25 protein-coding genes are annotated in these 24,860 nt (G+C 63.6%); 12 read left to right on the top strand and 13 right to left on the bottom strand.

The window, feature by feature from the left end; translation table 11 throughout:
- Positions 1-8: 8 nt before the first annotated feature.
- The 5 genes from otsB to purC all read left to right on the top strand — a co-directional run bounded on the left by otsB (position 9) and on the right by purC (position 5,089).
- Positions 9-755: a trehalose-phosphatase gene (gene otsB / locus BSY17_RS16990; RefSeq protein ID WP_237236363.1), complete on the top strand. Its 747-nt coding sequence runs from the start codon at positions 9-11 to the stop codon at positions 753-755.
- A 147-nt stretch (positions 756-902) separates the two neighbouring features.
- Positions 903-2,627, top strand: coding sequence for a glycoside hydrolase family 15 protein (locus BSY17_RS16985; protein ID WP_069067049.1), 1,725 nt, complete (start codon positions 903-905; stop codon positions 2,625-2,627).
- A complete protein-coding gene (gene otsA, locus BSY17_RS16980; protein WP_037477077.1) occupies positions 2,624-4,030 on the top strand; it encodes an alpha,alpha-trehalose-phosphate synthase (UDP-forming) in 1,407 nt (468 codons plus the stop codon). The genes BSY17_RS16985 and otsA overlap by 4 nt, the downstream gene beginning before the upstream one ends.
- A 9-nt stretch (positions 4,031-4,039) precedes the next feature.
- Positions 4,040-4,171, top strand: coding sequence for a hypothetical protein (locus BSY17_RS22060; RefSeq protein ID WP_257785042.1), 132 nt, complete (start codon positions 4,040-4,042; stop codon positions 4,169-4,171).
- A gap of 129 nt (positions 4,172-4,300) precedes the next feature.
- Positions 4,301-5,089, top strand: coding sequence for a phosphoribosylaminoimidazolesuccinocarboxamide synthase (purC, locus tag BSY17_RS16975; protein ID WP_037477075.1), 789 nt, complete (start codon positions 4,301-4,303; stop codon positions 5,087-5,089).
- Between the two features lie 64 nt (positions 5,090-5,153).
- Here the strand turns inward: purC and BSY17_RS16970 are convergent, their stop codons facing one another.
- The gene (locus BSY17_RS16970; RefSeq protein ID WP_069066340.1) at positions 5,154-5,906 is read right to left on the bottom strand and encodes a sulfite exporter TauE/SafE family protein; all 753 of its coding nucleotides are present in this window, start codon (positions 5,904-5,906) and stop codon (positions 5,154-5,156) included.
- A 141-nt stretch (positions 5,907-6,047) separates the two neighbouring features.
- On the opposite strand from BSY17_RS16970, the gene purS reads away from it, so the two are divergent.
- Together purS and purQ are read left to right on the top strand one after the other, a co-directional pair.
- Positions 6,048-6,281: a phosphoribosylformylglycinamidine synthase subunit PurS gene (purS, locus tag BSY17_RS16965; protein WP_006959918.1), complete on the top strand. Its 234-nt coding sequence runs from the start codon at positions 6,048-6,050 to the stop codon at positions 6,279-6,281.
- A gap of 3 nt (positions 6,282-6,284) precedes the next feature.
- Positions 6,285-6,959, top strand: a complete 675-nt coding sequence (gene purQ / locus BSY17_RS16960) for a phosphoribosylformylglycinamidine synthase subunit PurQ (protein ID WP_069066339.1) — start codon at positions 6,285-6,287, stop codon at positions 6,957-6,959.
- A gap of 112 nt (positions 6,960-7,071) precedes the next feature.
- Here the strand turns inward: purQ and BSY17_RS16955 are convergent, their stop codons facing one another.
- From BSY17_RS16955 to wecB, 4 genes are all read right to left on the bottom strand, one after another.
- Positions 7,072-9,162: a GumC family protein gene (locus BSY17_RS16955; protein ID WP_069066338.1), complete on the bottom strand. Its 2,091-nt coding sequence runs from the start codon at positions 9,160-9,162 to the stop codon at positions 7,072-7,074.
- Positions 9,162-9,869: a polysaccharide biosynthesis/export family protein gene (locus BSY17_RS16950; RefSeq protein WP_069066337.1), complete on the bottom strand. Its 708-nt coding sequence runs from the start codon at positions 9,867-9,869 to the stop codon at positions 9,162-9,164. Before BSY17_RS16950 ends, BSY17_RS16955 begins: the two co-directional genes overlap by 1 nt.
- Positions 9,870-9,971: 102 nt before the next feature.
- A complete protein-coding gene (gene wecC, locus BSY17_RS16945) occupies positions 9,972-11,267 on the bottom strand; it encodes a UDP-N-acetyl-D-mannosamine dehydrogenase (protein WP_069066336.1) in 1,296 nt (431 codons plus the stop codon).
- Between the two features lie 78 nt (positions 11,268-11,345).
- Positions 11,346-12,458 (bottom strand): non-hydrolyzing UDP-N-acetylglucosamine 2-epimerase, encoded by a 1,113-nt coding sequence (gene wecB / locus BSY17_RS16940; protein ID WP_069067048.1) that lies wholly within the window; start codon positions 12,456-12,458, stop codon positions 11,346-11,348.
- A gap of 168 nt (positions 12,459-12,626) precedes the next feature.
- Between wecB and BSY17_RS16935 the strand changes: the two genes are divergently transcribed.
- Both BSY17_RS16935 and BSY17_RS22055 read left to right on the top strand, forming a co-directional pair.
- Positions 12,627-13,943 carry a UDP-glucose dehydrogenase family protein gene (locus BSY17_RS16935; protein WP_069066335.1) on the top strand — a complete coding sequence of 439 codons (1,317 nt, stop codon included), beginning with the start codon at positions 12,627-12,629 and terminating at the stop codon, positions 13,941-13,943.
- Between the two features lie 10 nt (positions 13,944-13,953).
- Positions 13,954-14,082 (top strand): hypothetical protein, encoded by a 129-nt coding sequence (locus BSY17_RS22055; RefSeq protein ID WP_257785041.1) that lies wholly within the window; start codon positions 13,954-13,956, stop codon positions 14,080-14,082.
- Positions 14,083-14,086: 4 nt separating this feature from the next.
- Here BSY17_RS22055 and BSY17_RS16930 read toward each other — a convergent pair whose 3' ends face one another.
- Positions 14,087-14,947, bottom strand: a complete 861-nt coding sequence (locus BSY17_RS16930; protein WP_069066334.1) for an ABC transporter permease — start codon at positions 14,945-14,947, stop codon at positions 14,087-14,089.
- A 116-nt stretch (positions 14,948-15,063) separates the two neighbouring features.
- Here BSY17_RS16930 and BSY17_RS16925 point away from each other — a divergent pair, with 116 nt between their 5' ends.
- Positions 15,064-15,765: a GcrA family cell cycle regulator gene (locus BSY17_RS16925; RefSeq protein WP_069066333.1), complete on the top strand. Its 702-nt coding sequence runs from the start codon at positions 15,064-15,066 to the stop codon at positions 15,763-15,765.
- 86 nt (positions 15,766-15,851) lie between these two features.
- On the opposite strand, the gene BSY17_RS16920 is transcribed toward BSY17_RS16925, so the two are convergent.
- Entirely contained in the window at positions 15,852-16,694 is an 843-nt protein-coding gene (locus tag BSY17_RS16920) for an outer membrane protein (RefSeq protein ID WP_069066332.1), read from the bottom strand.
- Between the two features lie 157 nt (positions 16,695-16,851).
- Between BSY17_RS16920 and parE the strand changes: the two genes are divergently transcribed.
- Positions 16,852-18,831, top strand: a complete 1,980-nt coding sequence (parE, locus tag BSY17_RS16915) for a DNA topoisomerase IV subunit B (RefSeq protein WP_069066331.1) — start codon at positions 16,852-16,854, stop codon at positions 18,829-18,831.
- Between the two features lie 86 nt (positions 18,832-18,917).
- The gene (locus BSY17_RS16910; protein WP_237236360.1) at positions 18,918-20,159 is read left to right on the top strand and encodes a serine hydrolase; all 1,242 of its coding nucleotides are present in this window, start codon (positions 18,918-18,920) and stop codon (positions 20,157-20,159) included.
- Here BSY17_RS16910 and BSY17_RS16905 read toward each other — a convergent pair.
- From BSY17_RS16905 to recO, 6 genes are read right to left on the bottom strand one after another with little or no spacing between them, the layout of a single operon-like run.
- On the bottom strand, positions 20,140-20,550 hold the full coding sequence (locus BSY17_RS16905) for a hypothetical protein (RefSeq protein WP_037477499.1): 411 nt from the start codon (positions 20,548-20,550) through the stop codon (positions 20,140-20,142). The two genes, BSY17_RS16910 and BSY17_RS16905, sit on opposite strands and share 20 nt — an antisense overlap.
- Before the next feature lie 21 nt (positions 20,551-20,571).
- Positions 20,572-21,363 (bottom strand): LysR family transcriptional regulator, encoded by a 792-nt coding sequence (locus BSY17_RS16900; RefSeq protein ID WP_069066330.1) that lies wholly within the window; start codon positions 21,361-21,363, stop codon positions 20,572-20,574.
- Positions 21,360-21,758: a Co2+/Mg2+ efflux protein ApaG gene (apaG, locus tag BSY17_RS16895; protein WP_043151500.1), complete on the bottom strand. Its 399-nt coding sequence runs from the start codon at positions 21,756-21,758 to the stop codon at positions 21,360-21,362. The genes BSY17_RS16900 and apaG overlap by 4 nt, the downstream gene beginning before the upstream one ends.
- 33 nt (positions 21,759-21,791) lie before the next feature.
- On the bottom strand, positions 21,792-23,000 hold the full coding sequence (metZ, locus tag BSY17_RS16890) for an O-succinylhomoserine sulfhydrylase (protein ID WP_069066329.1): 1,209 nt from the start codon (positions 22,998-23,000) through the stop codon (positions 21,792-21,794).
- Between the two features lie 10 nt (positions 23,001-23,010).
- Positions 23,011-24,057, bottom strand: coding sequence for a 3-isopropylmalate dehydrogenase (leuB, locus tag BSY17_RS16885; protein ID WP_037475620.1), 1,047 nt, complete (start codon positions 24,055-24,057; stop codon positions 23,011-23,013).
- Between the two features lie 51 nt (positions 24,058-24,108).
- Positions 24,109-24,843 carry a DNA repair protein RecO gene (gene recO, locus BSY17_RS16880; RefSeq protein WP_069067046.1) on the bottom strand — a complete coding sequence of 245 codons (735 nt, stop codon included), beginning with the start codon at positions 24,841-24,843 and terminating at the stop codon, positions 24,109-24,111.
- Between the last annotated feature and the right edge of the window lie 17 nt (positions 24,844-24,860).

Here is a 24,860-nt window from a genome sequence, read left to right as displayed (position 1 = left end):
TGCCCTCCGTGCTGATCATCGACCTCCCCCCCCCTCCGCCCGCCTTGCTGTCCGGCGCCGCGCTCTTCCTCGATTTCGACGGGACGCTTGCGCCCATTGCGGAGACGCCCGATGGGGTCGTGCTGGGCGATGACCTCCTGCCGATGCTGCATCGGCTGCGGGCGCGACTGGACGGGCGACTGGCGATCGTCAGCGGTCGGTCGATCGCGACGCTACGGGATCTGGGCTTTGGCGATTTCCTGCTGGCGGGCACGCATGGCCTGGAATTTGCCCGTCCTGGCGAAGCGGCCGACGCCCCGCCGCGCCTGGCGGCGATCGACGCGGTGGAAGAGGCCTTTCAGGTCTTTGCGCAGGATAAGGTCGGCGTACTGGTGGAGCGCAAATCGATCAGCGTCGGGTTGCATTTTCGCGGCGCGCCCGATTGGCAGCAGGCGGCGGGCGACCTGGCCGATGCCTTGGCGACACAGCATGGCTTGTCCGTCCAGCGGGGCAAGATGCTGTTCGAACTGCGACCTGGTGGGGCCGACAAAGGGAGCGCCGTCACACAATTGATGCGCGAAGCCCCGATGAAAGGTGGTAGACCCGTCTTCATCGGCGATGATGTGACCGACGAGGAAGGCTTTGCCGCTGCCGTCGATCATGGTGGTTCGGGCATCCTGGTCGGGCCGCCGCGACACACATTAGCAACCTTCTCCTTGGAACAGGTTGCCGATGTCAGGCATTATCTCGCCGAGGGGGCCGCCCGGTCAGACTGATCGGAGCGCCCCTGTGCGACCAGACAGCAAGGGGGCAGAACGATCCTACATTCCAGCGACACTTTCATGGCCGGAGCGGCGCGTTCGCTCGATCTCTGGCCGATCGGCAATTGTCAGGCGTCTGCCCTGATCGACCGGAAGGGCCGGATGGTCTGGGGCTGCGTCCCCCGCGTCGATGGCGACCCGGTCTTTTCCGCGCTGTTGGACGACAAGGATTGGGACGACCCGCAAGCGCGCGGTTTTTGGGCGATCGAACTGGAAGATTACGTCTCGGTCGAGCAATCCTATCTGCGCAACACCCCCATACTCGTCACCCGCCAGGCCGACGCGCAGGGCAATGCGATCGAGATTTTCGATTTCTGCCCGCGCCACAAGCATAAGGGGCGAATGTATCGCCCGGTGGCGTTCATCAGGATCGTTCGTCCGGTAGCGGGAAGTCCCCGCATTCGCGTGCGCCTGCGCCCGACCACTAACTGGAATAACGAGCCGGTGCCGATCAATTACGGCTCCAATCATATCCGCATGGTGCTGTCCTATATGGCGATGCGGGTATCGACCAACGCCCCCATCGGCCTGATCGCGCAGGAAAGCTGGTTCCGGCTGGAACAGGACATGCATTTCTTCATGGGACCGGACGAAGGCTTTTCCGACGCCCTGCGTCCGGCGATCGAACGGATGCTGGAAGATACGATTGAGGAATGGCGGCTATGGGTCCGTGGCCTCGCCATTCCGCCCGAATGGCAGGAAGCCGTCATTCGCTCGGCCATTACGCTCAAGCTATGCCAGCATGAGGAAACCGGCGCGATCGTCGCTGCGCTCACGACATCGATCCCCGAACATGCCGATAGCGGGCGGAACTGGGACTATCGCTATTGCTGGGTGCGTGACGCCTATTACACCGTCGAGGCGTTGAACCGGCTCGGCGCGCTCGATGTGCTGGAAAGCTATCTCGTCTATCTGCGCAATATCGTGGACGACGCCAAGGGCGGGCATATTCAGCCGCTCTATGACGTGCGCGGCAATGCGACCTTGACCGAATGGGAGGCGCAAAGCCTGCCCGGCTATCGCGGCATGGGGCCGGTGCGGGTCGGCAATGCGGCCTATGAACAGGTCCAGCATGACGCCTATGGCCAGATCGTGCTGTCCTCGGTGCAAGGCTTCATCGACCAGCGCCTGCTTCGTATGGCAGGTCATGCCGATTTCGAAGCGCTGGAAGCCGTGGGTGAACGCGCGTGGGCGGTGTATGACAAGCCGGACGCGGGTTTGTGGGAATTGCGCACGCGCGCCCATGTCCACAGCTATAGCGCGGTCATGTGCTGGGCGGCCTGCGATCGGTTGGCGCACGCTGCCACTGCACTCGACCTACCGGTCCGCGCAGGCCTTTGGCAAAATCGGGCCGAGACGATGAAGGCCCATATCCTTGATGCCGCATGGCGCAGCGACAGCAACGCCATCTCCGCCAATTTCGAGGATGATTCGCGCGACGCATCGCTGTTGCAATTGCTGGACCTGCGTTTCCTGACCGCGGACGATCCGATGTTTCAGGGGACGCTCGCCGCGCTGGAGGCGGACCTGCGCCGGGGCAATGATATGCTGCGATACAGCGCACCCGATGATTTCGGCGAGCCGGTCACGGCGTTCAATGTCTGCACCTTCTGGTTGATCGAAGCACTGCATCGCAGTGGAAGACAGGAGGAAGCCCGCACCCTGTTCGAGGAGATGTTGACCCGGCGCACCGCCGCCGGGCTGCTGTCGGAGGATATCGACCCCGTAACCGGGGAATTATGGGGCAACTATCCCCAGACCTACTCGTTGGTCGGCATCATCAACTGCGCCGTCCTGCTGAGCAAACCGTGGAGCATGATGCGATGAGCCGCCTGATAGTCATTTCCAACCGCGTGTCGCGCCCGTCCAAGGCCGGCAATCAGGGCGGCCTCGCGGTCGCGCTCGCCGAAGCGCTGCGCGAGAGCCGGGGCACCTGGATCGGCTGGTCGGGGGAAGTGACCGATCATTTCACGGGGCATATCGGCTTTGCCGAGGATGACGGGGTCAAGACCGCGACGATCGACCTGGAAGAACAGGATATCGACGAATATTATAACGGCTATGCGAACAAGACGCTGTGGCCGCTCTTTCATTTCCGCATCGACCTGGCCGAATATGCCCGCGATTTCGAGGGCGGCTATAACCGCGTCAATCAGCGCTTTGCCGATACCGCAGCCCCGCTGATCGAACCCGAAGACATCATCTGGGTGCATGATTATCACATGATCCCGCTGGGCCAGATGCTGCGTGATCGCGGTCATCGCAACCGGATGGGGTTCTTTCTCCACATTCCCTGGCCGCCGACGCGCCTGCTCGTCTCGCTGCCGCATCATAGCAAGCTGGTGTCCAGCCTGTTCGCTTATGATGTGGTGGGTTTCCATACCGAGGAATGGCTCGAATCCTTCCGCCATTATGTCGAGAAGGAAATGGGCGGCCGGGTCGAGGGTGATTTCGTCACGGTGGGCGATCGCACCATCCAGGCGGTGGCTTGCCCGATCGGGATCAATGCCAAGGAATTTGCCGAAGCCGCCGTCAGCAAAGCCGCACGCGACATGGGCGATCGCCTGCGCGCGTCACTGCAGGATCGCGCGATGATCGTCGGTGTCGATCGGCTGGACTATAGCAAGGGGCTGGAGGAGCGGTTCAACGGCTATGCCCGCTTCCTCAAGGACCATCCCGAACATCATCGCAAGGTGCTGCTGACCCAGGTCGCGCCACCTTCGCGCGGCGACGTAGAGAGCTACCAGCAGATTCGCGCCACCCTCGATTCGCTCGCCGGGCGGCTGAACGGCGAATATAGCGATGTGGACTGGACCCCGATCCGCTACGTCAATCAAGGCTATCCGCGCGACAAGCTGGCCGGCATTTATCGCGCCGCCAAGATCGGGCTGGTGACGCCGCTGCGCGATGGCATGAATCTGGTCGCCAAGGAATATGTCGCGGCGCAAGACCCGGAAGATCCGGGCGTGCTGATCCTCTCACGCTTTGCGGGTGCGGCGTTGCAGCTCAAGGACGCGCTGCTCATCAACCCGTATAGCCCGGAAGAAATGTCCGATGCGATCAACCGGGCGCTTGCGATGCCGCTCGACGAGCGCAAGCGGCGCTGGCGCGCGATGATGGATAGCGTGGAACAGCAGGACATCAGCTGGTGGCGGCAATCCTTTACCGAACGGCTGATGGCGGTCGATCGGGACACGGCGCGGGTTGAGCCGGAGCCGGCGGAAGGCTAATCCCGGTGCATGACCCAGGATGACGACGAACCCAATGGCCTTGTCGCCACTTTGCAGGCCAGATCAGGTGTCGTTATCGCGACGGTCGGCATGATCGCATGGTTTGGCTTGTTATGGGCGATGTTCGGCGACGTGCTGTAGCTTCGGCCCCACAATTGCACGCTCGCGCGCTTTGCTCTATGGGCGAGGCCCAAGCAGCCCCGGCACCCGCTGATCCTTATCGATTCGCGATTGTCGGGGCGCAGTATTTTTGACCAGACAGGAACGCGCATGGCCCGTCGCCGCCAGATTTACGAAGGCAAGGCAAAGATCCTTTATGAAGGCCCTGAGCCTGGCACGATCATCCAATATTTCAAGGATGACGCCACTGCCTTCAACGCCCAGAAGAAGGGCACGATTTCCGGCAAGGGCGTGCTGAACAACCGAATTTCCGAGCATATCTTCACCCTGCTCGGTCAGATCGGCGTGCCGACCCATTTCATCCGCCGCCTCAACATGCGCGAGCAGTTGGTGCGCCAGGTCGAAATCGTGCCGATCGAAGTCGTGGTGCGCAACGTCGCCGCCGGATCGCTCAGCAAGAAGCTGGGGATCGAGGAAGGCACGCAACTGCCGCGCACGCTGATCGAATATTGCTACAAGGATGATGCGCTGGGCGACCCGCTGATTTCCGAAGAGCATATCGCCTGCTTCGGCTGGGCGACACAGGAAGAGATGCACGACATTGCCGACATGGCGATCCGCATCAACGATTTCATGTGCGGGCTGTTCGCGGGCATCGGCATCCGCCTGGTGGACTTCAAGCTGGAGTTCGGTCGCTTGTATGACGGCGATTATAGCCGCGTCATCCTGGCCGACGAGATCAGCCCCGATGGCTGTCGCCTGTGGGACATGGTCACCAACGAGAAGCTGGACAAGGATCGCTTCCGTCGCGACCTGGGCGGCGAAGTCGAAGCCTATCAGGAAGTCGCGCGTCGATTAGGGCTGCTGCCCGAAGGACTGGACACCACCGTCCTCGACCTCGACACCCATCGCAAGAAGCGCGAGAAGGAAGAAGGCTGACCTTCAGCCCGAATGTATCAAGGCCCGGCGAAGCATCCTGCTTCTGCCGGGCCTTTTTTTTACGTCATGCCATCAGCGCATCGGCCACCAGCTTGATGCCCAGCAGCACCATCAATCCATAAATCAGCGTGTAGAAGCGCGCCGGATCGACCCGCCGCACCAGCGCCACCCCGGCCAGCGTCGAGACGACCGCGACCGGCACCAGCATGGCGGTCGCCATAAGGTTCGCGCGGGTAAACTGCCCCAGCGCGGCATAGGCGGGCATCTTCATCCAGTTCATCGCGGCAAAGGCCAAAGCCGTCGTCCCGACCAGCATATCGCGCGGCAGCCGCTTGGGCAGCACCCACATCTGGAACGGTGGCGACCCGGCATGGGCGATCTGGCTGGTGAAGCCGCTGGCGATGCCGAACAGGACGCCGACCCATCCGGGCGAATTGGAGGGCAGCACTACGGCGCTGCCCCGTTCCACCCACAAGCGCTGCAAACCGAACAATATCGATATCGCGCCCAACACGCCGAGGACGGCGGTTTCCGACACGCGGGTCGCAAAAAACCAGCCAAGCAGGATGCCGATCGCCGCCCCCGGCAACATGACCTTGAGGATAGCCCCGTCCCAGCTGCGCCGATACACCCAGACGCTCACCGCATCCTGCAGGATCAATATGGGCAGGAGGATCGCCGCCCCGCGCACCGGATCGACGCCAAGCGCCATCACCGGCATGGCAAGCGCGCCCACCCCGGCAAAGCCGCCCTTGGCAAGGCCAGCCAGGATGACCGCGATGACGGCAAAGACATAATAGGATATTTCGGGGTTCATGCCCGTCGCTTAGGCAAAATGCCGCCTCTTGCAAAATGACTTTTGCCGCTGTCGCCACGCTATCCGCCGGGATAATGGCTTGCCTCCCCGCTGTACCGGGACTAGGGGACCGCAAAGTCGATCCCAAGGAGTTCGCCCTTCATGAAAGCCCGTATCTTCGTCACCCTCAAGGGCGGTGTGCTCGATCCGCAGGGCCGCGCGATCCACCACGCCCTCGAAGGGCTGGGGTTCGACGGCGTCAATGACGTGCGTGCGGGCAAGCTGATCGAACTCGACCTGGCCGATGGCACCAGCGACGAGGATATTGACGCCATGTGCCGCAAGCTGCTGGCCAATACGGTGATCGAAAACTACCGCATCGAAAAGGTCGCCTGAGCCATGAAGAGCGCGGTCATCGTCTTTCCCGGCAGCAATTGCGACCGCGACCTGGCGGTGGCGTTCGAGGCGGCAACGGGTGCCAAGCCAGTCATGGTGTGGCATCGTGATACGGAATTGCCCGACGATATCGACCTGATCGGCGTGCCCGGCGGCTTTTCCTATGGCGACTATCTGCGCTCCGGGGCGATGGCGGCGCGCTCGCCGGTCATGCAGGCGGTCGCGCAGGCGGCGGATCGCGGCGTGTTCGTGCTTGGCATCTGCAACGGGTTCCAGGTGCTGACCGAAAGCGGGCTGCTACCCGGCGCTCTGCTGCGCAATGCCGGTGGGCATTTCGTGTGCCGCGACGTCGCCCTGACCGTCGAGAATGCGCAGAGCGCCTTCACCAGCCGCTATGCGGCGGGCGAGCGCATTGCCTATCCCGTCGCCCATCATGACGGCAATTATTTCGCCGATGACGCGACGCTCGACCGGCTGGAAGGCGAAGGCCGGGTTGCGCTGCGTTATGCGGAAAGCGTCAACGGGTCCGCGCGCAACATTGCGGGCATATTGAACGACAAGGGCAATGTGCTGGGTATGATGCCGCACCCCGAACGGGTGATCGAAGCCGCCCATGGCGCGACCGACGGCAAGCGCCTGTTCGAGGGACTGGTCGAAGGGTTGATGGCGCGGGCCTGACCTGCTCGTCACACTGAAGCATAAAGAAAAAGCGCCTCCCACCGGGACGGCGCTTTTTCTTTAAGCAGTAAGGGCCTTCGACAAGCTCAGGCCGAACGGACGTGGGAGAATGCTACCCGCCCCGGTGATAATCATATTCCATCATGCGCCCCTGCTGCTTGGTCAGGATTGCCCCGATCAGCGTGCCGCCAGCTTGCCGCAGTCGCTCCACGGCGGCGCGCAGGCCGCCATGATGGTTGCGGCCCCATTCGACCACCAGCAGGCTTGCCTGCACCCGCGCGGCGAGCAGAGGCGTGTCGCCCAGCCCCAGGATCGGGGGGGCGTCGATTAGCACCGTATCATAGGCATCGCGCACCGAATCCAATAAGGCGTCGAGTGCCGGGGTCGCCAGCAACTCGGCTGGATTGGGTGGCACCGCGCCGCAAGGCAGCAGGAACACGCCCGGCACGCCGCTGTCGATGATCGACTCCTGCGCCGTTGCCTGCCCGGTCAGCACTTCGCTAATGCCGCGTGCGGGCGTAACGCGGAACAGGCTGTGCTGGACCGGGCGGCGCATGTCGCCGTCGATCACCAGCACGCGCTTGCCCATCCGCCCCAAGGCGAGGGCAAGCGCATGGAGCGTCAGCGACTTGCCCTCCCCTTCCTGCGCGCTGGTGACCAGGATGGATCGTGGCAAACCAGCCGCCGATGCCAGCAACAGCGACGAGGCGATCGGCGCGAAAATCTCCGGCGGCTGCGGATTGTCGCCTGTTACGGGCACTGAACCCAGCAAGGGCAGGCCAACCCGCTCGGCCAGCGTATCGGCTGACGTCACCGCGTCATCGAATATGTGACGCGCTGCCACCAACAGCAGTCCAAGAAGAATGCCGCCGATCGCTGCCAGCAACAAGGTCACGCCGATGCGCGGCGAAAAGGGCTTGGTCGGAACGGCGGCGCGATCGAGCGGCTGGATGCGCCCGGCCTGAAAGCCCGCCTGCGATGCCATGTCGCGATAGCGCTGGAGCAGGCTGTCATGCAGCATCCGATAGGTATCGACCGACCGTTCATAGATGCCCAGTTGCACGTCACGCCCTTGCGCCGCCTGTCCCTGCCGCTCCAGATCCGCGATTTCGGCAGTGATCTGGGTTTCACCATGGACGGCGACATCATAACGTTCCTTGAGCGAGGCACGGATGCGGTTGGCCATTTCCTGTGCCTGATCGTCCAGCGCCGCGAGGCGCGCGCGGGCTTCGCGCATTTCGGGATGAGCATCCTTGCGGAACTGCCGTTCTTCGACCAAGGCCGCGCGCGCCTTTGCCCGCTCCGCCATCAATGTCTGCATCGCGCCATTGTTCAACACTTCAGGCAGCGTCTCGACGCTGGCGCGCCGCGCGCCCTCCCATGTCTTTTGCGCGGCGATCCGGTCGGCCAGCGCCTGCGCGCGAAAAGCATTGAGCTGCGCCAGCCGGGTGGTGATGCTATCTTCGGACGGCGGCGCATCCTTGCCTGGCTCCATCCCCAATCGGGCGGCATAGACCGCGAGTTCCCGTTCCGCCCGCGCCAGATCGCGGCGTGCGCCATCCAGTTCGCCCAGCAGGAAACGCCGCGCCTGCACCCCCGATTCGAAGCCGCGCTTGAGATCGGCCCGGATCAGATTGTCGGCATAGCTGTTGGCGACCCGCGCTGACAACACCGGGTCGGCGCTGACGAAGCTGATGCGCAACACGCGCGACTTGCCGGGCAGTTCGACTTCCAGATTGTCACGCAGCAGCGCTACCACCTGCTCCTGCTCGACCTGGCGCTGGCTCAGGCTTCCGGTGCCGCCGGTCGGACGTCTATGCCCCATGCCCTTCAAAAAGGTCGGCGTGCCGACCAGCGCCAGATCCTGGGCCACCGCCTCGGCCAGCGCACGGCTGCGCAGCACTTCGAGTTCGGTCTGCATCATCGCTTCGATATTGTCGGTCGCCGCGCGCGGCGTGGCGTCGGCACCTGCAGCCCCGGCCGGCACATCCTCGACTTCGACCGAGGCCGTTGCGCGATAATCCGGCGTTGACATCAGGATCGCCAAGACACCAGCCAGCAGGCACAGGGCCATGGTGACGAACAGGATCACCCGATGCCGACGCAGCACCAGCCAGCCCCGCCGGGCCGCAGCCGTCATCCGCGCGGCGCGGCCATGGCCCGGCGTCGCGTCGAGATCGCGATTGGTCAAGATCGGCGTCATCATCGCCCTCCATCCAGCGCAATGAAGCCTGTTGCCAGAGCGGGCAGCGCGATCAGGCCCCCGCCGATGATCGCCTTGGCCCGCGACAGGCCGATGATGATGCTGTCGCCCGGTAGGATTTCAGGATCGGGTGCCTCGCCCTTGCGGATGGCCCCCAAGTCGAACATCGCGGCCTGCCGTTCGCCTTCGATCTGCCGGATCACGACGATTTGTGAAAGGCTGGCGAGCCGGGTCGGCCCCTTGCCCAGTGCCACCGCCTGGCTCAGCGTCAATCGTCCTTCGACTGGATACAGGCCCGGTTCGCGGACTTCACCGTCGAGCGTCACGCGACGGCCCACCGCCTTCTTAACGAACAAGGTGACCTGCGGCGACACCAGATAGCGTTCGCCTAATCGCGCGGCGATGGCATCGGCCGCGTCCCCGGCGGACAGACCTGCCACGGGCACATCGCCGATCAGCGGCATGCGGACCATGCCGCTCGCACTTACCTGCGCATCTTCCAGCGACAAGCCGGGTTCATGATAGACCTGGATGCGCAGCACGTCGTCGGGCGCGATGCGATAATCGATACCGACTTCGGGCGGTGCCGTGACAATGGCATAGGCTGCATCGCCGCGGGGCGCATCCTCCACGGTCGCACAGCCCCCGACCAGCCCACAGGCCGTCAGTGTCGCGATTACGCGTTTGATGCTGTTCGTGCGCGTCATAGGCGCTGCCACCCCGTCATGCCCCAATTGAAACCGGGGGTTAGCGACGCGACAGGGACATGGCAACCAAAGGCGGGACGGACGGAGGATGGCCCCCGGCGCTTAGAGTGCCATGCGTCCCGGTGCAGGCTCCGCGATCCGGCGCGGCTGATCCGACCAGATGCCGCGCGTGTCATAGACCGTCTTGTCGGCGCGCTCGTCGACGGGAACCGATTTGAACATGTCATGATCGACAAGAATGACGAATACGCCACATTGTTCCAGAGCCGTATCGAGATCCATCAATTCCGCGCCGGTCCCGACAAATTCCATCGGCAATGCCTGGGCATAGGGTTCGACCAGCTTGATGCGACGACCATAGCGACGCGCGAGCCGGGCCGCGACCTTCACCGCCGGGCTTTCGCGGAAATCATCGATATTCGCCTTGAACGCGAGACCGAGGCAGGCGACATTTTCATGCGCGAACATGTCGATCATGTCGGATGCCTTGGCCACGACATAGTCGGTCTTGCCGTCATTCACCTCGCGCGCGGTGCGGATGATGCGCGCATTTTCCGGGTCGCTGTGGACGATGAACCAGGGGTCAACCGCGATGCAATGGCCACCAACGCCGGGACCAGGCGAGAGGATATTGACGCGCGGATGGCGGTTGGCGAGACGGATCACCTCCCACACATCGATGTCCATATTCTCGGCGATGACGGACAATTCATTGGCGAAGGCGATATTGACGTCGCGGAAGCTGTTTTCGACGAGCTTGACCATTTCCGCCGCGCGCGCCGTCGTGGTGATGCAGGCCCCGCGCACGAACTGGCGATAAAAGCCCAGCGCCTTGCGCGCGCAACGCGGCGTGATGCCGCCAATGCAGCGATCATTGTCGATCAGTTCGACCAGGATGCGGCCGGGCAGGACTCGTTCCGGGCAATAGGCAATGGCGATGTCGCCCTGCACACCCCTACCTGGCATTTTGAGGTCCGGCCGCATGCTGCCGATCACGTCGCGCATCGCCTCGGTCGTGCCGACCGGTGAGGTTGATTCAAGAATGACCGTGTCGCCTGCCTTCAACACCGGCGCGATGGTGCGGGCCGCTTGCAGGACATAGCTGATGTCGGGCGCATGGTCTTCCGACACGGGCGTCGGCACCGCGATGATGAAGACATCGCTTTCCTCGACCGCCAGCGAGGCGCGCAGATTGCCGCGCGCTACGACGCCCTGCACCAACCCGTCGAGATCGACTTCCTCGATATGCACCCGGCCCGAATTGACCGTCTCCACCACATGGGCGGACACGTCGACGCCCACCACCTGGCAACCCCCGCGCGCAATCAACGCAGCGGTCGGCAAGCCGATATAGCCAAGGCCAATGACGGAAACCTTCTGCTTGGTGTCGACGGGCATGAAGCGGCAGTCCTTTTTAGGCGATGATTTGGCCGACCTTCTGCCCGGAAAGGCTGAATATTTCGGTAACGGTGTGGCCTATTCCCCTGCGATGACGCGCGCAATCCGCTCCGCCGCCTTGCCGTCGCCGAACGGATTATGCGCGCGCGCCATCGCGTCATAGGCTTGGCTGTCGTCCAGCAGCGACAGCACCTCGCGGACAATCCGGTCGCGATCCGCGCCCACCAGCTTGGCCGTGCCCGCATCCACGCCTTCGGGCCGCTCGGTCGTTTCGCGCATCACCAATACGGGCTTACCTAGCGACGGCGCTTCCTCCTGCACGCCGCCGCTGTCGGTCAGCACCAGATGGCACATATCGAGCAAGCGGACGAAATGCGGATAGTCGAGCGGCTCGATCATGGCGACATTGGGCAAGTCGCCCAGCACCGCATCCATGACCGGCCGGACATGGGGGTTGGGGTGGACCGGGAAGATGACCGCGACATCGGGGCGCGCCGCAATGTCCGCGATGGACCGGGCGATGGCTTCCATGCCGCCGCCGAAATTCTCGCGCCTGTGGCTGGTCACGGCAATGATCCGCTTGCCCGCGAAACGCGCTGCCAAGGCATCCAGCCCATATGCCAGTGACGGGTCCGCCAGCACGCGCTCGCGCGTCGCTAGCAAAGCGTCGATCACGGTATTGCCGGTAATATGGATGCTGGCCGCGGCTCGGCTTTCGGCCAACAGTGCATCGGCCGCCGCCTGCGTCGGCGCGAAATTCATGTCGGCTATGCAGGCGACCACGCGGCGATTCACCTCTTCGGGCCAGGGATGATGAATGTCGCCGCTGCGCAGCCCTGCCTCGACATGGGCCACCGGAACCTTGCGATAATAAGCCGCAAGGCTGGCCACCATGGTCGTCAACGTGTCGCCATGCACGACGACGCGGTCGGGCTTTTCGGCGTCGAACGCCTTGCCGAGTTCGACGATCAGCTTGGCGGTCAACCCGTCGAGCGTCTGGTTCGGCACCATCACGTCGAGGTCGATGTCCGGCACGATGCCTGCGATCGCCAATACCTGGTCCAGCAACCCGCGGTGCTGCGCGGTCACTATGACCCGCGTCTCGACCCCGGATCGCGCGCGCAGGGCGTGGACGACCGGGAACATCTTGATCGCTTCCGGGCGGGTCCCGAATACCATGGCGACTTTCATCATTCATCCCTTGCCCGATTGCCGACCGGCCTGCCTTGGCAGATAAAAGTGTATAGGGGCTAAACGCTATGCTTGTGTCGTTGCTGCAATGCGGCGAATTGTAATATAGTAAGACTATGTTAAATCGCCATTGCACCTGTCCAATTCTATACGGAGCCTGACTATCTCATGAAAATCACGATGATCGGCACGGGGTATGTGGGCCTTGTGTCAGGGGCCTGTTTTGCGGATTTCGGCCATGATGTGGTCTGCGTCGACAAGGATGCGGGCAAGATCGCGGCGATCGAAGCGGGGCGGATGCCGATTTTCGAGCCGGGGCTGGACAAGCTGGTCGGCGACAATGCCGCATCGGGCCGCCTGACCTTCACCACGGATCTGGCCGCGGGCGTCAAGGGCGCGGACGCGATCTTCATTGCCGTCGGCACGCCTTCGCGCCGGGGTGATGGCCATGCCGATCTCTCCTATGTCTATGCTGCAGCGCGGGAAATCGTCGCTGCGCTCGATGGTCCGGCGGTCATCGTCACCAAGTCGACCGTGCCCGTGGGCACTGGCGACGAGGTCGAGCGAATCGCGCGGGAATTGAAGCCCGACCTCGACATCCAGGTCGTGTCGAACCCCGAATTCCTGCGCGAAGGCGCGGCGATCGGCGACTTCAAGCGGCCCGACCGCGTCGTCGTCGGCACCACCGGCTCGGAACGCGCCATCGCGGTGATGAGCCAGGTCTATCGGCCGCTCAACCTGAACCAGGCGCCGCTGATGTTCACCGGGCGGCGCACTGCCGAACTCATCAAATATGCCGCCAACGCTTTCCTCGCGACTAAGATCACCTTCATCAACGAGATGGCGGACCTGTGCGAGGCGGTCGGCGCTGACGTGCAGGACGTGTCGCGCGGCATCGGCCTCGACAACCGTATCGGCTCCAAATTCCTGCATGCAGGACCGGGCTATGGCGGCTCCTGCTTCCCCAAGGATACGCTGGCGCTGGTCAAGACCGGTCAGGATCATGACACGCCGATCCGCATCGTCGAGACGGTGGTGCAGGTCAACGACCTGCGCAAGCGCGCCATGGGCCGCAAGATCGTCAAGGCGCTGGGCGGCGATGCGCGCGGCAAGACAGTCGCGCTGCTTGGCCTGACCTTCAAGCCCAATACCGACGACATGCGCGATGCGCCGAGCCTCGCCATCGTCCAGGCGCTGGAGGATGCGGGCGCGAAGATCGTCGCTTATGATCCCGAAGGCATGGACGTGGCCGCACCAATGATGCCCAGCGTCACCATGGCCAAGGATGCTTATGAGGCGGCCGAGGGCGCCGATGTGCTGGTGCTGGTCACCGAATGGGATATTTTCCGTGCGCTCGACATGAAGCGCCTTGCCAGCGCGATGAACGGCAATGCGCTCGTCGACTTGCGCAACATCTATCCGCTCGCCGAAGTCACCGAGGCTGGCTTTACGCTCGCGCGCGTCGGTGGCGGCGCGACCCAGTGATCAGACCGCTATGATCTGGCCATGGCAGGAAGGGCGCGGCGATGACCGTGCCCTTCCCCGCTGGCATCATTGGATATTGGCAGCGTTGCTGATCGGGGTTGCGATGCTCGTCACGCCGATCTTTGCGGCCTTCCTCTGACCGGTCAGGCCTTGATCTTCCAGCCACGGCGCAACAGCGCATAGCAGAGCCCGCCGAAGATCAGGTTGAGCGTCAGCAGCACGATGCTGCCGACGACGATGTTGGTGTCGGCCGCCGCGACGAAGCCATAGCGGAAGCCCGATATGATGTAGAAGAAGGGATTGGCGTGGCTGATCGCCTGGAAAAAGGGCGGCAAGCGGTCGATCGAATAGAAGGTGCCCGACAGCAAGGCCAGCGGCCCGATCACGAAATTGGTGATCGCCGCGCCATGATCGAACTTCTCCGCCCAGATTGATGTCAGCACGCCGAGAAAGGCGACGAAGCTGGTGCCGAGCAGCCCGAACCAGACCACCGCCCATAAATGCGCCGGGGTCACATGCACGCCCGGCCACAACGCCATCGCGGCCCACAAGGCGCAGCCCACGAACACCGCGCGCGTCACGGACGATCCCGCCAGCGCGAACAGCAATTCGCCGACGGAAATCGGTGGCATCAGATAATCGACCAGCGTTCCCTGCACCTTGCCCACCATCAGCGCGAAGCTGGCATTGGCGAAACAGGCGTTGATCATGCCCATGACGATCAGGCCCGGCGCGATGAAATCGGCAAAGGGCACCGCTTCGCCGCGCAAGCCGACTGTCCGGCCGCTCCCGCCCAGCGCGACGATGAAAATCACCAGGAACATCAGCGTCGTGATCGCCGGTGCCCATACCGTCTGGAGTTGCACCTTCAGGAAGCGATGCACCTCTTTACGATACAGCGCCCAGGTTCCCGCCCAGTTGATGTTGCGGATCACGGGTACGCCAGGTTCGGCGAAGGGGGCGGCAACCGGGGTTGCGGAGGCAATTTTGGACTGGTCGTTCATGGTGGGATCGACTATCGGCTGGTGCGTTGTGCTGCAAGCGCGCCGTTCAAGGATTTGAACCTCACGCGCTCGTTCCCATATAGGGAAGCATATTGAAATTTGTGAGGAGTTTTTCATTGTCCTGGACCGACGAGCGTATCGACCAGCTCAAGGGGATGTGGGAGCGCGGCCTGACCGCCAGCCAGATCGCCGAAGAATTGGGCGGCGTCAGCCGCAATGCGGTGATTGGCAAGGCCCATCGCCTGGGCCTGCAATCGCGCCCGTCACCCGTGAAGGCCAATGACGCGCCTAAAAAGGCTGCAGCAGCGCGCAAGCCTGTGGCAGCCGCCGAACCCGAAGCGCCCGCGCAGCGCGCAGCGCCGACCCCGGTAGCCCCTGCAACGCCAGCACCGCCGCGCGCCGCCGCACCGACGCCGCCGCCAGTGGCCGCTGCACCTGCGGCTGAGCCGGTGGTGTCCGACGCGCCGCCTCCCCCGCCCCAGCCGCGCATCGTTTCCGTCGGTCCGGGCGGATTCCTGCGTCAGGGTCCGGGCGATCAGCAGGCGCCGATCCCGCCAGCGCCGCCGCGTCGCCTGGTTCCGGCCAAGCCCAGCGCAGAGATCGCCGACAAGACGTCGCTGCTCGACCTGACCGAGCGGATCTGCAAATGGCCGATGGGTCATCCGGGCGAACCCGACTTCCACTTCTGCGGGGTCGCGGTCAATCCGGGTTTCCCTTATTGCGTGGAACATTGCGGTCGCGCCTATCAGGCACAGTTGCCACGCGGCACGCGTCGCCCTCCCCCGCCGCTACCCTTTGGCGGCCCGCGCGTCCGATAATCCATAAAAAAGGCCGCCCCGAAAGGCGGCCTTTTCATTGTCCGATGGAAAGGGGCGGAGGCGAAAGCCACCGCCCCTTTTTTCGATCAGAAGCGGAAGCTGGTCGTGACCATCACGCTCTGCGTGTCGAACTTGTCGCCACGGTTCATGCTCGCGCCGCCCGAAGGGGTAATGCGGAACGGGTTGGTCGCAGGCGCGCTGCCCGCACCGACATCGACGCGATAATCATCGACATTGTAGCGGGTCCACAGATAGCGGGCACCGATCGAGAAATTGTCCGAAACCTTGGCTTCGATACCGCCGCCCATGGTGTAGCCCCAGGCGTCTTCCTTGCGATCGACTTCGGTGAAGCTGTTGGCTCCATTGCTGGTGGCAAAGCTGTTCTTCACCTTGGCATAGGCCAGACCGCCAGTGATGTAGGGCATGATGCCGCCGGGCGTGGTGTAGCCCAGGCGCGCGCGCAGGTTACCGTTCCAGTCGATCCGGCGCGTCATTTCATAGAAAGCCGGGGTCGTGGAATATTCGGTCACGCTGTCGCTGATATAGGCCTTACCGGCTTCGGCGACGACACCGGCGACGATGCTGCCGAACTGACGGTCGTAACCGACATGACCCATCCAGCCGATGGCGTCCTTGTCATCGTTACAACCCGCACCCGGCGTTGCGCCACGGGCGGAACCGCCACATGTGCCGGGCGAAAAGGCATTGGCACCAGCGCCAGTGCGGATGACGTCGTCATATTCGCCGTCAGCATCGGCATCGAAACGGATATGTTCTTCGCCGTCATTCTTCTGCCAGTTATAGCCGAACGAACCGCCGATATAGGGACCGGTCCAATCGACGGCACCGGTGCTGTCCTGCGCCATCACAGGGGTTGCCAGCACAAATGCCAGCGTGGCACCGAGCGGTGCAAAATGGCTCAACTTCATGTAAAATTCTCCTCGCCTGGGGGCGTCAAAAACCCTCTTGCACGGCGCTAACGGTTTGAATGCGGGCTTTGTTTCACGCTTAATCGTAACTTTTCGTTGCTGTGCCGCATAAGACACAGTGCTTGCGCGCCACGCCTGCCCGCCTATAGCTATTGTCATGTCCGAAGACCTGTTCGCTGCCGCACCATCGACCACCCCTGAATATGATGCTTCCGCTATCGAGGTGCTGGAAGGGCTGGAGCCGGTGCGTCGCCGTCCCGGCATGTATATCGGTGGCACCGATGAGCGCGCGTTGCACCATCTCGCGTCCGAGGTGCTGGACAACAGCATGGACGAGGCGGTGGCGGGGCATGCCACCCGGATCGAAATCACGCTGGAACCGGGCAACCGGTTGACCATCATCGATAATGGGCGCGGCATTCCGGTCGATCCGCACCCGAAATTTCCCGGCAAGTCGGCGCTGGAAGTGATCATGACCACGCTCCATTCGGGCGGCAAGTTCACCGACAAGGCCTATGCCACGTCTGGCGGCCTGCATGGCGTGGGCATCAGCGTGGTCAACGCGCTGTCGAGCGACACCGTGGTCGAGGTCGCACGCAACAAGGAACTGTTCCGCCAAAGCTTCTCCCAGGGGCTGCCCGTCACTGCGTTGGAAAAGGTCGGCGGCGCGCCCAACCGGCGGGGCACGTCGGTCAGTTTCATCCCCGACACCGAAATCTTCGGCGAGCAGAAGTTCAAACCCGCGCGTCTGCATCGGCTCGCCCGGTCAAAGGCCTATCTGTTCGCTGGCGTCGAAATCCGCTGGAAATGCGCGCCGGAGTTGGTCAGTGACGACACGCCGACCGAAGCCGTCTTCCAGTTTCCCGGCGGACTTGCCGATCATCTGAAGGAACAGGTCGGCGACCGCGAATGCGCGACAAGCGTCTTTTTCGCGGGCAATCAGGATTTTCCCGACGGCGCGGGGCGTGTCGAATGGGCCGTTGCCTGGCCGCTCTGGTCGGACGGCAGCTATAGCTGGTATTGCAACACCATCCCGACGCCCGATGGCGGCACGCATGAGGCCGGGATGCGCGCCGCGCTGGTCAAGGGCATCCGCGCCTTTGCCGACCTGGTGGGCCAGAAGAAGGCGAAGGACATCACCGCCGACGACATCATGACGTCGTCGGAAATCATGCTGTCGGTCTTCATCCGCGAGCCGCAATTTCAGAGCCAGACCAAGGATCGGCTGACATCACCCGAAGCCGCGCGCCTGGTGGAAAATGCCGTGCGCGATCATTTCGACCATTATCTGACCGACCATATGGACCGGGGCAAGGCGCTGCTCGCCTATGTGCTCGATCGCATGGACGAGCGTTTGAAGCGCAAGCAGGAGAAGGAGGTCAAGCGCAAGACCGCGACCAACAGCCGCAAGCTGCGCCTGCCCGGCAAGCTGACGGACTGTTCCAACGACGACCCGGAAGGCGCCGAGATTTTTCTGGTCGAAGGCGATTCGGCCGGTGGCTCGGCCAAGCAGGCACGCGACCGCAAGACGCAGGCGATCCTGCCCCTGCGCGGCAAGATATTGAACGTCGCATCGGCCAATAATGTGAAAATCCTGGCCAATCAGGAAATCGCTGACATGATCCTGGCCTTGGGCTGCGGCACGCGCAAGGACTGCAACCCCGATCATCTGCGCTATGAGCGTATCGTCATCATGACCGACGCCGATGTCGATGGCGCGCATATCGCGACACTGTTGATGACCTTCTTCTTTCAGGAAATGCCCGAACTGGTGCGGCGCGGCCATCTCTATCTCGCCCAGCCGCCGCTCTATCGCCTCGTCGCGGGCGGCAAGAGCGCCTATGCCAAGGATGATGCCCATCGCGCCGCGCTGATGCAGACCAAGGAGTTCAAGGGCAAGAAGGTCGATGTCAGCCGCTTCAAGGGGTTGGGCGAAATGAACCCGATGCAGTTGCGCGAAACCACCATGGACCCCAAGACGCGGATGCTGATCCGCATCACCCTACCCGCCGATGTCGAGGAGCGTGCGGGGGTGCGCGACCTGGTCGATCGCCTGATGGGGACGAACCCGGCGCATCGCTTCGCGTTCATTCAGGAGAATGCGGCGGCGGTGGACGAAGAGGCGATCGATGCTTGAACCGGCGTTGACAGGTGCATGATGGAGCACCCTGGGCTCCTGCTTTCGCAGGAGCACGACAGCTTCTGAGCTTGGTTTTTCTATTTTTGTTAAGCATCGCCCTCACCGCGCAGGCGGCCCCCAATCCCACTTATCAAACCCGCGCCGAACAACTGCTTGGCCTTCTCACGTCGCCCGGCGACGAGGCCGATTATTTCTCCTCCCTCTTTCTTGATGCTGTCCCTGTGGATCGCTGGCGCGCCGTTGCTGCCGACCTGCGCGCGCAGCATGGCAGACCGCTCGCGCTGGGGGCTGTGCGGCAGGATAGCGCCACTGCTGGGCAGGTCGAAATCCGTTACGAGCGCGCTACAGTCGGGTTCACCCTGGTCGTCGCTCCTCAGCCGCCGGGCCGCGTAGTGGGCCTGCGCATCGTCGGCGCACGAACGGCCAATGACAGCATGGCCAAGGTCATGGCGGAGATCGCCGCCCTCCCCGGTACGACCAGTTTCGCGGTTGCGACATTGGGCGAGGGTCCGCCCAAGCTGCGAGCGGCGCATCGCGCCGATGCCGCGATGGCCATCGGTTCCAGCTTCAAGCTGACCATCCTTTCCGAACTGGCACGCGCCGTAGGCGCTGGCGAACGCCGCTGGAGTGACGTTATTCCGCTTGGTGCGAAGAGCTTTTCCGGTCGCCTGCTGCACTGGCCCGACCGCGCGCCGATGACGCTGCACAGCCTCGCCACGGCGATGATCGCGGAAAGCGATAATAGCGCGACCGATACGCTGTTGCTGGCGCTGGGTCGCGACAAGGTGGACGCGATGCTTGCGACAACCGGTCATGCGAACCCGGATCAGGCGCTGCCCCTGCTGACCACCGCCGAAGCCTTTGCGCTCAAAATACCCGCCAATGCCGATCTGCGAGGGCGCTATGCCACGGCTTCCCCCGACGCACGCCGGGCGCTGCTACGCGATGCGGCGTCACGCCTGACCGCCGACAAGGTGGATGTGGGTAGCGTGGCCGAAGTCCCCACGGCGATCGACAGCATCGAATGGTTCGCATCGCCAAAGGACATGATCGGCCTGCTCGCCTGGCTGCGTCTGCATGGCGGCGAGGCGCTGCCGGTCCTGGCCGTCAATCCAGGCATTCCGCCCGCCGACGCGAAACGCTGGCGCTATCTGGGCTATAAGGGCGGCAGCGAACCCGGCGTCATGGCGATGAACTTTCTGGCGCAAAGGCAGGACGGCTCATGGTATGCTGTCAGCAGCAGCTGGAACGATGCGGCTGCCCGGCTGGACGAGCCAAAGCTGGTGGCGCTGATGACGAGGGCGCTTAACTTGCTGGCGGAATGAGGTTTGTCTGGTTGGCGGGAATGGTATCGACCTCTTCCGCCAGCCAGCCCTGTGCCGCTTCCATGGTCAGGAACACCCGGACTCTGGGGTGGACCAGGGTTCGTTCCGCCTGCGCCTTGTTCAATTGGCTGCCCACGACCACCGCCGTTCGTCCGCTGGTAAGGGTCATGCCCCCGCGCATGATGCCCGCCAGCAGATCGGCGACGTCGTTTGCCTGCACCGGGAAGTCGAAGGATAGGACGAGGACGTTGAAATCGCCCCGGATCGCCCTTGCCTGTTGCGCCTTCGCCCCGACCTCTTTGGCGAAAGCCACCACGTTTTCCGGCGTCCAGAAGCCTTCGACCTTCATCGTCAGGCAGTTGGTCCGGGCGTCATATTCTACATCAAACATCAGGGTCTCGATTGAAGGAACTTAGGCGGTCAGCGCTTCAACCAGCGCCTTGACCTTCTTCTGCCGCCATTGCGGCAAAGGCGCGATCAGCCAGTAGCTGAGCAAACTCGGCATCGCCTCCCCCACCTGCCGCACCCGGCCTGCCGCCAGATCGGCCTGTACCAATAGCAACGGCACGCGCGCCCGGCCAAAGCCATTGGCCGCCGCCTCGATCGCCAGCCCGCCATCGGCCACCCGGATTATCGCGGGCTTGTCCCCCGCCGGGCAGCCGGGCCAGTCGATCCGCTGTTCGGGCCCGCCCTGCGCGGCTTCCACCGTGACGAACGCCGCCTCGCCCAGCTTCACGCCCTCATGCTCGCCCGCCGCATCGGTCAGGCGCAGCGCGAGGTCGAGATTGGCTTCGGTAAAATCCAGCGCTTCGTCCGCAGCGATCAATTGGAACGTCAGGTCGGGCTGATGCGCGGCATAGGCGGCCAGGCGCGGCTGGAGCCATTTGGCGGTGATGTCGCGCGGCGCGGCGATGGTCAGCGCGCTGCTGGCCTGACCCGCCTGCATCGCGCGCACAGCATCTTCAAACTCCAGGAAACCGGCGCGCAAGGCATCCAGCCCCGCTTCGGTTTCGGGGGTAAGTTCCAGCCCCTTGGGCGTGCGGCGGAACAGCACCACGCCCAGCAAATCTTCCAGTGCCCGAATCTGCTGACCGACCGCCGCAGGCGTCACAGCCAGTTCGTCGGCCGCGCGGGTGAACGACAAATGCCGTGCCGCCGCATCCAGCACGCGCAGGCCGTTGAGCGGCAAATGCGTCCGCTTCATTCCGCCACCGCAGGCGCGATCAGCGCGAAATGGGGGATGGCGACCTCGAACGTCTCGCCGCTGACGCCGATCATGCGGTAGCTGCCCTTCATCGATCCGGTCGGGGTATTGAGCGGACAGCCGGACACATAATCATAGCTTTTGCCCGGCTGGACCACCGGCTGTTCGCCGACCACGCCGTCGCCATCGACCCGATGCTGGGCACCGCGCCCGTCTGTGATGACCCAATGCCGGGTCAGCAACTGGACCGGCTGAGTCCCCTGATTTTCGATGCGGATATGATAGGCCCAGAACCAGCGGCCTCGGTCCGGCTCCGACTGTTCGGGCAGGAAGGAAACGGCGACGTGGACGATGACGTCCTGCGTCTTGGCGTGGAAGGGGAAAAGTGCGTTCACGGCTTTACGAATGCGCCCTTACCCCCTTGCCCGTCAACGCCCGATCGTCCGCAATGCCCGATCCAGATCGGCGATCACATCGTCCGCATCCTCCAGCCCGACATTGAGCCGCAGCATGTCTTCGGTGATGCCGACTTCGAGCCGCGCGGCCTCCGCCATACCAAAATGCGTGGTCGAAGCGGGATGCGTCATCAGCGAGCGCGAATCGCCGATATTGTTGCTGATATCGACCAGTTGCAGCCCGTTCAGCAGCCCGTGCGCCTCCGCCCGGCCACCGCCGACATAGAGCGAGAAGATCGGCCCGGCCATCTCCATCTGGCGCATCGCCAGCGCATGCTGCGGGTGGCTCTCCAGCCCCGGATACAGCACTTTGGCAACGCGGCTTTCCAGAAATTTCGCGACCTTGAGCGCATTTTCGCTCTGCCGCCGAATCCGCAGGTCCAGCGTCTCCAGCCCCTTGAGCACAACCCAGGCGTTGAACGCGCTGAGCGTCGGCCCGGTGTTGCGGTGGAAGGGCAGCAGCGTGTTGGTGATCCATTCCCGCGTACCGCAGATCGCGCCTGCCAGCACCCGGCCCTGCCCGTCCATCATCTTCGTCGCGCTATAGGCCACCACGTCGGCACCAAATTCCATCGGCCGCTGCAGCGCCGGTGTGGCGAAGGCATTATCGACGACGCTGGTGATACCATGCGCCTTGGCGATGGCGCAGATCGCCGCCATGTCGGCGACGTCCATCGTCGGATTGGCGGGGGTTTCGAAGAAGAAAACCTTGGTATTGGGCCGGATCGCGGCTTCCCATGCCACATTGTCGGTGGCATCCACCGTGGTCGTCTCGATCCCGAATTTGGGCAGCAGCGTGTCGGTCAGCCAGCGGCAGGAGCCGAACAGCGCCTTGCCTGCGACGACATGATCGCCCGCCGACAATTGGCACAGCAAGGCGGCCGTCATCGCCGCCATGCCGGTCGCGGTGGCGCGGCAGGCCTCCGCCCCTTCCAGCAGCGCGATACGCTGTTCCAGCATCTCGACCGTGGGGTTCTGCAGACGGCTATAGGTCATGCCCTGCTGCTCACCGGCGAAGCGCGCGGCGGCATCCTCCGCCCGGTCATAGCAATAGCCGCTGCTCAGGAAGAGCGCTTCGGACGTTTCGCCATATTCGGTGCGCGCCGTGCCGCCCCGTACCGCGATCGTCGCGGGCTTCCAATGCTTGGTGATTTCGGGGTCTTGCCCGCTTTTCCGCTTCATCGTCTGTTCCTCAGTCCAGCGCCGCAAGCACCGCGTCACCCATTTCCACCGTATTCATCGTGCCGCCCAGATCGGGGCTGCGCGCGCCGTTTGCCAAAGCCTTGGCGACGGCCCGTTCGATCCGGTCGGCCTGATCGGCCATACCCAGCGAATAGCGCAGCAGCATCGCCGCCGACAGCACCGTCGCGAGCGGATTGGCCTTGCCGGTGCCCGCAATGTCGGGGGCGGAGCCGTGGATGGGTTCATACAGCCCTTGCCCGCTGCCGTTGAGCGTCGCCGATGCGAGCATCCCGATCGATCCCACGCACATGCTCGCCTGATCCGACAAAATGTCGCCGAACAGGTTGCCGGTGACGATCACATCGAACTGGCCGGGATTGCGGACCAACTGCATTGCGGCATTATCGACATACATGTGGCTCAATGCGACGTCGGGATAGTCGGCCGATACCTCGATCACCACGTCCCGCCACAATTGGCTGGTTTCCAGCACATTGGCCTTGTCCACCGAACACAGCTTACCGCGCCGGGCGCGGGCGGCCTGGAAACCGGCATGAGCGATGCGGCGCACCTCGCCCTCATTATAGGACATGACGTCATAGCCTTCGCGCTGACCATCGGCGGTGGTGCGGAAGCCCTTTTCGCCGAAATAGACGTCGCCATTGGTCTCGCGCACGATCAGCAGGTCAATCGCGCCTGCGACCTCCGGCTTGAGCGCTGACTCACCCGCCAGTTCGGGAAAGACCTTGGCTGGGCGGAGGTTAGAGAACAGGCCGAGTTCCTTGCGCAAACCCAGGATCGCCTGTTCCGGGCGCAAATGGCGTTCGAGCGCGTCGCAATCGGGATCGCCGACCGCGCCAAAGAGGATGGCGTCCGCCCGTTTGGCGATCTCCAGCGTTTCAGGCGGCAGGGGATGACCGACCGCCTTATAGGCTGCGCCGCCGACCAACCCATGCTCATAAGTCAGGCCGTCAATCGCCAGCGCATCCAGCACCCGCTTCGCCTGATCGACGATTTCGGGACCGATGCCATCTCCGGGAAACAGGGCGATCAACATGGGAAGCTCCTTACCAAATAGGTCGCTTGCCCCTTATGGAAGCAGGGACAGTCAGGCAACCGCCCTTTTCAGGCGATCGACCAGCCTTTCGCGCGCGGCCAATATATCGATGCGTCGATCTGTCAGGACCGAACGCTCCAGAAAGAAGCCGGTGAGGGCAAAGCCATCCATGATGTCGGCCCATTCGCCCGTCCCGCCCGCGAGCAGGAAGGGCGGCAGCGGCAGGAGCAGATGCTCGTAGCCGACCGCGCCTACACGGCTAACCGCCGCCGCGCTGCGCGGACTGACATAAGCGAGATCGTCGGCATCGCCCAAAGCGGCGCAGCGGCTGAGGTCGAGGCCGAAGCCCAGTTCCGCCAGCAGTAGCAATTCGTAGCGCACCAGAGCGACGGCCCAGCCGCGCGCCGCCGGGGCCGCCTCGACAGCACCCAACACGCCGTCAAGCGCGCGATATAGCGCAGGATGGGGCGTGCCTTCGGACAGGGCTGCGGCGGTCAGCGCGCAGCTCCAATCGATCGCGGCAGCGGGTAGAGGTTCAGCGTGAAGGGGCGCGCGGCTATGCGCCATTTCGACCGTCAGCCCGGCGAGTTGATCCTCGGTCCGGGCGCGGAATGTCGCCATGACGCTGTTGCCCGGCAAGAGCACGGGGCGCATCAGGCGGGATCGTCCACCGCGCACATAGCCTGCAACCAGACCATGGTCGGGGGTCAGCAGGCGGGCGATGGCCCCATGTTCGCCATGGGGGCGCAAGGCGCAGACGAGAGCGGGGGTGACGAGCGTTGGCACCAATCGGCCTTAGCTAC

It is taken from the genome of Sphingobium sp. RAC03 (genome assembly GCF_001713415.1).
Lineage (GTDB): Bacteria > Pseudomonadota > Alphaproteobacteria > Sphingomonadales > Sphingomonadaceae > Sphingobium.
The sequence above is the reverse complement of the archived record's forward strand: the minus strand, read 5'-3'. Positions and strand labels throughout refer to the sequence as shown.